Origin of the sequence: Deinococcus radiotolerans (genome assembly GCF_014647435.1) — a bacterium.
Taxonomy (GTDB): Bacteria; Deinococcota; Deinococci; order Deinococcales; family Deinococcaceae; genus Deinococcus; species Deinococcus radiotolerans.
The window spans coordinates 1-9438 of record NZ_BMPE01000038.1 but is presented as its reverse complement, the minus strand read 5'-3'; the positions used below and the strand labels follow the sequence as shown (position 1 = coordinate 9438).

Below are 9438 nucleotides of genomic sequence, written 5' to 3'. Positions count from 1 at the left end.
AACAAGAAGGCCAGCATCGCAGATGCTGGCCAGGACGACGCTGATGAATATTCCCCGAAGTACAGCTAGAGGAGCCACCACACTGCACGTGGCACCAGGGGCTCACTTGAACCTCTCAACTCTCGCCGTCACCGCATGACCGCTCAGGTGGGCCAACCCCGGAACCGCGCCCCCTGCGCACAGCGAGGAGGCCTACCCTGGCGCCAACAGCACGCGCCAACGCTTCCCATTCAACCGCTACCGCTCGCCCCGGCTCGCGTCAGTCCGTTCAGAGGTCGTTAGGGCGACCCTCCCAGCCTCTGAATACTGCGGTCCGTCGATTCCTGTGCACCCTCCGCATCTGCCACGCAGCACAGGCCCCTGCCAGTCCGCCAACTGGCGGATTGCTGTCCCGCAACGGCTTTGGCCCCTTCCTCGTCCACTGGCCCACGGGCCGGTGGATACCACGCGTTCTTTCGCCTGTTCCAGCCCTGACGACGCCCGCGGACTCCCGAGCAGCTGGGCCCGCCAACGCCAGCACCTTCTGATCTTTCCCGCCCCCACCAGCGCCCGTCGTCCTCGCCGACGCCCTGCAACTCGCCGCGTACCGGACAGCGACATCGTCAGCAACCCATTCGTCGGGTTTCATGGTCTGGGGAGGCCCGTGAACGCCAACGGCGAGATGGAAGATCTCCCTAGAGCGGCGCGGCAGGTTTGAGCCCCTTGGGCTCAAAAGCCAGCGAAGGGTGCCCAGCACTCACTCAGAAACTATGGGGACCAGGCAGGTGCGGCGTTTCGGTCGCCTGGTCGGGAAGGCCGAAGCACGTCGTGAAAGGACCGGCCCTCCTGGAGCGCCCAGGTTAGGCCGGTCATGTCGGGCAGGCTGTCGTTGCTCACGGTGGCGATGAGAGGGGCTGACACGCCCGCGATGTCGCGGCCCGCCGCGGATCACATCTGGCCTGCAGATACGCAGGCCTTCGGCCCTCACTGCAGGCGGTAATAGGTGGCGGGGACCTTGAGCAGCAGGTCTTTGACCGCGTTATTCAGCATCTGGGAGATGGCCGCCTCAATCTGCGGGCTGGACTTGGCTCCGATGTCAACCGGCAGCAGGCCCTGCATGTTGAAACTGTTCCCGGACGCGCTGCCCTGCACCTGCGTGGCGCCGATGATGCGGCGCGTGCGGGCGTCCACGATGCGCAGGTCCATCGCGATGCTGCTGCTCTTCTGACCGATCGAGATGCCGAGGAAGCTCACGCCGCCGCCGGAAGCGTCCGGCTCGTACTGGGTGATCGAACCGAAGATCAGCAGGTCAGCACTCTCGAACGCGGTCCCGCCTTTCAAGAAGGCTTCCTCGGTGAGCTGGCTCGTGTTCTCCCGCTCATACACCGCGAACTTGCCCGTGTTGAGCAGCGCGGTGGTCAGGGCGTCGGCCACGCCTTCACCGAGGTCGACGTAGCATTTGGCGGCCTTGCATTTGAACGTTCCGATCGCAATGCTCACCTGCCCTTCGGGCAGGGCGGCCGTTCCGGCGGGTGCGGGGGGCGTGACCGGCGCAGCAGGCGCGGTCTGAGCGGCCACCGGCGCGGCGAGAGCGAGGGTCAGGGCGAGCAGTCGGAGGGTGGTCATGGTGAACTCCTTGCATGGGTGGGGAGGGGCTGGGGGATGGGGTCAGCGTGCGCGCTGCGGGTCAGAAATCGCCGGTGGTGCCGGGCGGAGGAGGGGTAAAGCCGCCACTTCCCGCTGGGCGGGCCGGGGCTGGTGGGCCGGCCGGCAGCTCACTGCTGGGGCTGGTGGGCGCGCGTTGATCGAGCGGTAACTCGTACCGGGCGACGACGCACAGGCCCTGATTGCCGAGACTGACGATGCGGTGCCCGGTGATGCGGCCGCCGCGCAGCAGCGCCTGCGCGTTCGTGGAGACGGTGTCGCGAACGGTTTCCACCGCCAGATCCGAGAGCTTCAGGTCACCGCTGTCGACGGCGCTCGCCGTGGTGTTGCGGGAGTCCAGCCCGCGCTCGACGGCGGTGCGCAGACCGCCGAAGAATTCCGCCGCGGCGCCGTTGGCCCGCAGCTGCGCTTTCTGAATGGCGGGCGCCATGGCGGTGACGCCCCGCACCTGGTACACCTGCGCCGAGACGATCGCGAACCCGTAGACGCGCAGGGTGTCGTTGCGGCCGTCGCGGTCACTGTCGTACGGGGCGGAGATGGGCGGCGCGCACTGCAGCATCAGGTTCAGGGCGTCGGCTGGGTTCAGGTCACCGTTCTGGACGGTGTAGGTGGTCTGGACACCCTCGGTCTTCAGGAACTGCTGGGGCGAGACGGGCGCCCCGGTGTCCTGGGCGGACGCCACGGCGGTGAGGAGGAGGGCAGGGAGCAGGCGTCGTTTCATGGCAACCTCAGCGGTAGGTGACGGTGAGTTCCCCGGCGCTGAGGCCGGTGACGGTAAAGCCCAGGTCTTCGAGGAGCTGCGCGAGCTCCTCGGGCGAGCCGGCGTACTCCACTTCCGCGAGCGCGCCAGCCGCGTCGAACTGCCGGTTCAGGGCGGCCTGCACGCCGGCGCTGCCGCGCAGCAGCGCGAGGCTGTCGTTCAGTGCCCGGAAGGTGGGCACCTGCAGGAACCGCACGGTGAACGTGCGGCCCGCGGCCTTGCCACTGCCGCTCAGCCAGCCGAGCAGGGCGCCCGGCAGGGACGGCGTGGCGGTCCGCGCGACGTTCTGCAGCGCGGTCTTCCCAGCGACCGCGTCGGTCGCGGCGGTACCGGCGCCGGTGAACGCGTCACTGTAGATCACCTGCCCGGTGGCGAGATCCACGATTTTCAGTTCGAGGCGCGCCGTGTAGGCCCGCTGGCTGAGGACCGCGCCGTACTCCTCGGCGAACGCCTCGCCCGTGACGAGCAGATCCGCCTGGTAGCGCGTGGCCAGTTCGCGGCGCGCCTGCAGGTCGACCGCGCCGCCCCGGATGACGTCGCGGGCCGCGTTCAGCTGGCTCTGGGAGAGATCAACGACGCGGTACCCCGCGGCGATCAGCGCGCGCTGCACTTCGGTCTCGGCTGCGGGGTCCGGAACGACCCGCCGGAGGACCTGCTCGGGAATGACCACCAGGATCCGGGGGTCCCCCTTCTGGGTGAGGAACGCCTTGAGTTCCTGTTCCAGGCTGGGCCGGGCGACCGCGACCCGCACGGTCACGCTGTACGTGCTGCCCTCCTGCCGCTCAGTGAGCACCTGGACGATCCGGCCGAAGCCGTCGGCGCGTTTGATCAGCCGCTGCTGCAACTGCTCGAACGCTTCGGTGCTGCGCAGCGTGCTGGACGCGCTGACGTACGCGCCGAGGACCTGCTCGATGGCCGCGCGGATGGCGTCGTTGAGGGCCGCCTGCCGCGCGGCGGCTGGCGTGGTCGTGACGGTGGCCTGCCCCGTCACCTGCACCGTCTGGGTGGCGGTAATGGTGGCCGCCGCGACGCTGGTCTGCGCGGCGGCCGGGCCGGTGGACGCGCTGAGCAGGAGGGCTAGGCCAAGGCCAGCCACCCGGGTGCGGGCCTTGAGGGGACGTGTGTGCATGCAGCGACCTCACTTGTGGTGGTGGCAGGCACCACCTGGACGGAGATGGAAGGAGTGGGGAATATGGATCAACGACACTCAGGTGAGACGGTTATGGGGCCGCCTTGTGCTCACGTCTGAGTTCAGCGTGAATGTAGGATGAGGTAGCGTCATCTGGCGTCGCGTGAAACACCGCTGCATCTGCAAACTGCCGGTCAGGTCAGGCTCACCATGTTCATAAAGTCCGACGAGCTGCCAATTGATCCCATGACCGCTAGGCGTGTTCGTGGCCTCGGATGGACCGGTGCCTGCGTAACGCTGGGGTCGTATCTGGCGACCCGTCTCCCACCACACAGTGGGCCGGAACACGACCCAGTTGAGCGTTTCCCGCTGGCCTTGGAGCGCTGCAGCTGAAAGTCAGCGGCCCAGCCGGCGTGCGTCCAGCTGCGCACTATCCGGTGGGGCGGCCGTCAGCACCGCCAGCCTGATGGCCGCCGGGCTCAGGCAGGGCAGGCCGGAGGCGTGGGCGCACCTGATCTTCAGTGCGGGGCCAAGCCCTTGGCTTCCTCAACAGACACGGTCAGGGCACCCTTGGTGCCGGAGCCGCAGTGCTCGCGCCCGGTATGATTGAGCGTCACCCGGATGAGCATGACGATGTGCTCCCGCAGCCTTGGCCTCGAACGCTTGGAGAGGCGGAACGGTTCAGGAACGGACGCCTTGACGCCCACCGCGTGGCCAGACGTGACGGGGGTTCGTGACGGACGACGAGATTGCGGCCGTGGAGCTGGTGCTGTTCATCCCATCGGCTCAGGAGCAAGCGGTGATACAGCCGCAGCGCGCCACCGCTGACAGGGGAATCGGTGGCGACGGGGCGTACGGTCAGGATGAACCAGCCGCCCAATCTAAGGGGTCAAGATCGGCCCGCCTCCTGGTCGGAGGCGGGCCGATTGGAATCACCATCCGGGCTCAGGGGAGGATGCGCATGCTGAAGAAATCGTCTTGATTGTTCACCAGGGCCGATCCCGCCACCACGACCTTGTCGTCCGGCTGGACGGCGACCGCATTCCCGCCCCCACGCATGAAGCCACCGCCGCCGAACGTGGCATCCACGGCGCCTTCGGCGGTGAACCGCCGGAAGCCTCCAGCGAGGATCATGATGCGGCCGTCACTCAACAGCACCGCGTCCGTGGCCGCCCTCGAGAGGGTGGTGAAGCCGCCCGTCCCGAATGTGGCGTCCGGCTGCCCCGCCGCAGTGAAGCGCGCGAGCTGGTTGCCAGCCGTGACGATCTTCCCGTCAGGTTGCACCACCATGGCGTACACGTCGGCGCCCCCCTGCGCGGCGGACACCTTCCCGGCAGTCCCGAAGGTGGTGTCGACGGCACCGGCACCGGTCAGCCGGTACAGCATGACGGTGTTGGTGTTGCCCCCGCTGGCCGCCACGAGGATTTTCCCGTCACTCTGCACCGTGACAGCGTTGGCCGCCTCCCAGACGCCATTGAAGTCTGGTTTGACCAGGCCACCTGAGCCGAAGTTGGTATCGGTGGACCCGTCGGGGTTCAGGCGGGTGACAAACGCGTCGGCCGTGTTGGCCGCATTGGACGTCACGGTGATCCCCGCCACGAGGATTTTCCCGTCGGCCTGAAGGGCGACGCTGTTCGCCTGATCCTGAATGGTCCCGAACATGAGCCGCCGTTTCCATTCGAGCGCGCCAGTGCTTGTGTAGCGGGCGACGGCAATGCCGTAATTCGTCTGGCCGACGGCAATGATACGGCCGTCGCTCTGCTGCGCCAGGGCCATCAGGTCGTCGTTGGTGGACCCGTTGCCGTCAAAATCGGTCGTGACTCTGCCGTTCGTACCGAACGTGGTGTCCAGCGTGCCGTTCGCGTTCAGGCGGGACAGGGCGTACGTGTAACCTCCACCCGTGGATGCGTTCACGATTCCCCCCAGGAGGATCCGGCCGTCACTTTGGACGAGCACGTCCCTGGCGATATCGTTCTGGGTGCTGCTGACCGCTCCATTGACGTTTCCGCCCAGCCCGAAGGTGGGATCAAGCGTCGCGACGCCCACCTTGGCGCGGGCGGTGTTGCCGGCCGCGTCGTAGGCGACCGCGGTGACGGTGTGGCTCCCGCTGTCCGGCGTCCAGGGGATGCTCCAGGCGGTCCCGGACAGGGTGGCCGTGCCCAGGAGCCTGACGCCGTCATAGACCTCGACTCGTGAGACCGCGGCATTGTCCGTGGCGGTTCCGGTGATGGTCGTAGCAGTGGTGGCATTCACGGACGCCGTGTCCGCTGGGGTCGTGATCGCGACGGTGGGTGAGGTCAGGTCAGCGCCGACACTGCCGCTGCTGTCCCCTGCCTGCGTCAGGGTGGTGGTGACCGTGCCGTCCACGTTCGGTGCGGTGCTGCCGCTGACGGTGGCCACCACCTTCACGGTGGCTTCGGTGGGTTGAATCTGGAGGCCGAGCTTCGATTCCGTAAGGATGGTTCCGCCCGTCACGGCGTAGCTGACGGTGTAGTCGTCTTCCGGTACCGCTAGGTCCGGCCGGCCTTTCGGGGAGACGTTCAGGGCCAGCTCAACGGCACCGTTCTGAACGCGGGTCTGGCTCAACTGCGCGGCACCCAGTAGCGTTTTGAGATTGAGGGTCAGGGTCGTGGCCCCGGTCACCGCCACGTTATTCTTCTCGCCGTACGCCAGGTCGTTGGGGGTGGCTGCGCCGTCCCGCGCGGTGATCTTGAAGTTGTACGTGTGTCCCACGAGCAGCGCGACGGTGCGCCTGCTGGAGTTGGGCGTGAGCTGGATGCGGCCGCCACCGCTGCTTACGATTTTGCCGTTCGCGTCGAATAGTACTTCCGCCGCACCATCAAAAACGGCCAGTTCGGCCGTGGTGGTGCCCACTGGAACACCCTGCGTGCCGACTCGCGAGGTAGAGGCCTGAGCGAATTCAGGCAGACCCAGCGTGACTGGCGCGGTCTGCACGTGAGGGTCTGCGACGGCGGGCACTGTGCTGTTCGGCACGCCGCAGGCCATGAGGGATGTCAACGTCAGCATCATGGGGAAAATAAGCAAAGACCGTTTCACACGAAAAACCTCCACCTTAACTTTTTCAAGCAAAGCGCACCTTAGCTCGCCGATTTCCGCTGTGCAGAAGATATGTGGTCTTCCCCCAACGGGTGGCCAAGCAGCGCCTGAAAGGCCGGTCGCACCAGCAGTCTGCCCTCAACGTGTCCTCCGGCCAACACAGGTCGTGCAGGCACCACCGCCCACTTCTGGTGGACCCCGCCCGCCCTGCGCAGCGCCCTGCTCGGGGACGCGCTGGCCGCGCAGGACCTGGAGCTGCTCAGGACGCTGCTCCTCAGTGGCCGCCTGCAGGAGCGCGAGCAGGCGACCATTCTCAAGGTCGTTCCCCTTGACCTGCGGGCCCAGGCCCTCCGGTACGGGACGGTGACGCTCCCGCTGCTCGAAGCGCTGGCCGACGACCCAGACTTCACCCAGGCGCTGCTTGACCCTGACGGTTCCGGCTTCCTCGGGTACCACGTGGACGTGCAGCGCTCCAGCGAGCGACTGGAGTTCACGCTGCTCGCCCGCTTCGGTCTCGAGATCGGCTGGGCGGTGACCTGCGCCCCCACAACGCCTCAGGGTCGGGGTAGGTCCTCCGGGCCGGCGCGGCGGGCCTCCCAGCTCCACGCCAGGCGTCCGGCTGGCCCTCGACTGGGTTCACCTCCGGCCGCACCGCGGCCGCTGTACGGAACTCCCAGCACCGGGCCGCTCCTGACCGTATGGGCCCAGGCCACCGCTCCCGCTGTGTCTGCCCAGACACTGCGCCCCATGCCGCTCTGCCCCTGCACACCCAGGGCCGCGCCAGGACGTCCAGCGGAGCGCCCCTCGGCGGTCCCAGACCTCAAAGGGGCCCCACGAGGCCTGCCTTGCGCCTGCCGGCCCGCTGGCGACCGCGCCGTGGCCAAGCCGTCCACCGGTCGGGGCCTTCACACCTGCAGGCGTTGCCAGACGCTGGCCTCCCGCCTGCGCTGGTCACTGTCTCGGAATCGCTTGCGTGGGGGGTGAGCGAGGCACAGAACGGCATCCATGCCCCGCCTTGCCCGCTGGACCGCTGTGCTCCTGACGACCCTGGCCGCGTCCGCTGCTGCCGTCGACCGGATGCCCGGCACCCAGACGGATTGGTCGTACCGCCAAGACCCGATCACCGACGTGAACAAGAGCTTCCTCCGGCTCCACGAGGTCAATGACGTCGCTGGAGACACCTCCCTGGTGGTGCGCTGCAGCGACGCTGAGCGGCCGGAACTGTGGCTGTGCATCATTACCAAACACCAGATCGTTGACGCGGCAGCCACCATGAGTGACGGCCTGCCGGACGTCGTCATGCGCCTCCCCGTGGCCGCTATGGTCAACATTCAGGACGCCACCGTGAAGCGCATCGTGGCTGGCCTACACGCCGGGAAGCGGCTCGTCGTGCGCTTCACCCGGCAGTCGGGCGGGCAACCCCTCACCTCCACGTTCAGCGCCAACGGCTTCGCGCAGGCGTGGCAGCAGATCCGCGCGTGCGGTAGCCGCCTGGCGGGCACGGCGCCCTCAGCCGCCACTTTGACCATGACGATCACGGCGCCATGTGCGGCGGGCGCGGCGCCGAAATTCGTGGCCTGTTTCTTCACCACATGCACGGACGCCAGCTCCGGTCCGGTGCGCCCTTCATTCGTGGCCGGCCGGGCGGCGCTGTGCCAGCTGGCCATCGACACCATTCCGAACGGCGTGCGGGTCGTACGGGCCGACTTCCGCTACCGGTAGGGCGGTCAGGCGGGGCAACTGGCGCTCGACAGCGTGGACCGTTGGCCCGCGACCGGCGCCGCCGGGGTGAAGTTCCGGCAGGACGGCGCGCGGCTGCTCTTTACGCTGCCGCTGAATGTCCGGGCGCGCGCAGAGCGGGGGTACACCAGCATCAACGTCACGGCGACACTGCACTTCGACAATGGCAGCAAGAAGGTGTACGAGCCGCTGCCCGTGGTGCTGCACTGACGAGTGAAATCCGCGCCTGGCTGCCGGAATGGACCTCTGGTGGCCTGCACGGCCCGGTGGTGAGAGCGGACGTTCGGTCTCTTCCGGCGGTGCGCTGGAAGCTGTTTTGGGTCGTGGGGGCGACGGCCTGTCACGCCAGCGTTCAGGCTGAGGTGGGCGTGCGGGAATGCGTGCGGCCGCGTGAATGCACCTGAGTTCTCCGCGGCCGCTACGGGCCGGTGACACTTTGCGGCGTTTGAGCTCTTTTTCCAGTGACACTTTGTGGAATCCGGGCTGCCCAGCCGGTGACACTTTGCGGAATGGGGCGTAGTTTTCCCGGTGACACTTTGCGGCGTTTGAGCTCTTTTTCCAGTGACACTTTGTGGAATCCGGGCTGCCCAGCCGGTGACACTTTGTGGAGTTCGCGGGAGAATATTCGTGCAGGCCGCAATTTCCGCTGCACACCTGATGAATGATCATCATATTTTTTTCTTATTCTCTTGAAAGAAGAATGACTCAATCAGTGAGGCAGCCCAGCGGTTCAGTCAGTAGAATGCGCGGCATGCCTGAACGTCCTGTCGCCTCGCCCGGGTCGACGGAATCCAGTCACGACGAACTGAACCTCAACCGGTTGATGTTCATCGTGGCGTCCAACCGCGTCCCCACCACCGCCGTCGGGTGGGAGAAGACCGTCACGATCGACCATCAGGGCCCCATTCATATCCGCTGCACCGCAGGCCGCGACAATGTCGTCCCGCACGGCATCGACAATGACATCATCGTCGGCCTGGTGAACCTGTACGTGTGACGTGATCCCAATTGGTCGGCCCACTCTGACTGAGACAAGATCGTCTCTGACCTTGCCCCTGTTTCCGGTGCCAGTCTGATTGCAAATCGAGCAGCAGACTGGGAGGCGCAT

8 protein-coding genes are annotated in these 9438 nt (G+C 67.0%); 3 read left to right on the top strand and 5 right to left on the bottom strand.

Features of this window, described 5'->3' with window-relative positions; genetic code table 11:
* Nucleotides 1-963: 963 nt before the first annotated feature.
* The 5 genes from IEY63_RS21875 to IEY63_RS21855 form a co-directional block, all read right to left on the bottom strand.
* Entirely contained in the window at nucleotides 964-1605 is a 642-nt protein-coding gene (locus IEY63_RS21875; RefSeq protein WP_189071111.1) for a CsgG/HfaB family protein, read from the bottom strand.
* Nucleotides 1606-1666: 61 nt separating this feature from the next.
* Complete coding sequence (locus IEY63_RS21870; RefSeq protein ID WP_189071110.1) at nucleotides 1667-2365, bottom strand: hypothetical protein; 699 nt, start codon at nucleotides 2363-2365, stop codon at nucleotides 1667-1669.
* Nucleotides 2366-2372: 7 nt separating this feature from the next.
* Nucleotides 2373-3533 (bottom strand): flagellar assembly protein T N-terminal domain-containing protein, encoded by a 1161-nt coding sequence (locus tag IEY63_RS21865; RefSeq protein WP_189071109.1) that lies wholly within the window; start codon nucleotides 3531-3533, stop codon nucleotides 2373-2375.
* Between the two features lie 945 nt (nucleotides 3534-4478).
* On the bottom strand, nucleotides 4479-6407 hold the full coding sequence (locus IEY63_RS21860; RefSeq protein WP_189071108.1) for an Ig-like domain-containing protein: 1929 nt from the start codon (nucleotides 6405-6407) through the stop codon (nucleotides 4479-4481).
* 321 nt (nucleotides 6408-6728) lie between these two features.
* Nucleotides 6729-7046: a hypothetical protein gene (locus IEY63_RS21855; RefSeq protein WP_189071107.1), complete on the bottom strand. Its 318-nt coding sequence runs from the start codon at nucleotides 7044-7046 to the stop codon at nucleotides 6729-6731.
* A 549-nt stretch (nucleotides 7047-7595) separates the two neighbouring features.
* Here IEY63_RS21855 and IEY63_RS21850 point away from each other — a divergent pair.
* The 3 genes from IEY63_RS21850 to IEY63_RS21840 all read left to right on the top strand — a co-directional run bounded on the left by IEY63_RS21850 (nucleotide 7596) and on the right by IEY63_RS21840 (nucleotide 9327).
* Nucleotides 7596-8312 (top strand): hypothetical protein, encoded by a 717-nt coding sequence (locus IEY63_RS21850; RefSeq protein ID WP_189071106.1) that lies wholly within the window; start codon nucleotides 7596-7598, stop codon nucleotides 8310-8312.
* Nucleotides 8313-8345: 33 nt separating this feature from the next.
* Nucleotides 8346-8540 (top strand): hypothetical protein, encoded by a 195-nt coding sequence (locus IEY63_RS21845; RefSeq protein WP_189071105.1) that lies wholly within the window; start codon nucleotides 8346-8348, stop codon nucleotides 8538-8540.
* Between the two features lie 541 nt (nucleotides 8541-9081).
* On the top strand, nucleotides 9082-9327 hold the full coding sequence (locus tag IEY63_RS21840) for a hypothetical protein (protein WP_189071104.1): 246 nt from the start codon (nucleotides 9082-9084) through the stop codon (nucleotides 9325-9327).
* The last annotated feature ends 111 nt before the right edge of the window (nucleotides 9328-9438 follow it).

Coding starts and splice junctions, on each gene's coding strand:
- IEY63_RS21875 (WP_189071111.1), bottom strand. CDS start 1,605: ATGACCACCCTCCGACTGCTCGCCCTGACCCTCGCTCTCGCCGCGCCG.
- IEY63_RS21870 (WP_189071110.1), bottom strand. CDS start 2,365: ATGAAACGACGCCTGCTCCCTGCCCTCCTCCTCACCGCCGTGGCGTCC.
- IEY63_RS21865 (WP_189071109.1), bottom strand. CDS start 3,533: ATGCACACACGTCCCCTCAAGGCCCGCACCCGGGTGGCTGGCCTTGGC.
- IEY63_RS21850 (WP_189071106.1), top strand. CDS start 7,596: ATGCCCCGCCTTGCCCGCTGGACCGCTGTGCTCCTGACGACCCTGGCC.
- IEY63_RS21840 (WP_189071104.1), top strand. CDS start 9,082: ATGCCTGAACGTCCTGTCGCCTCGCCCGGGTCGACGGAATCCAGTCAC.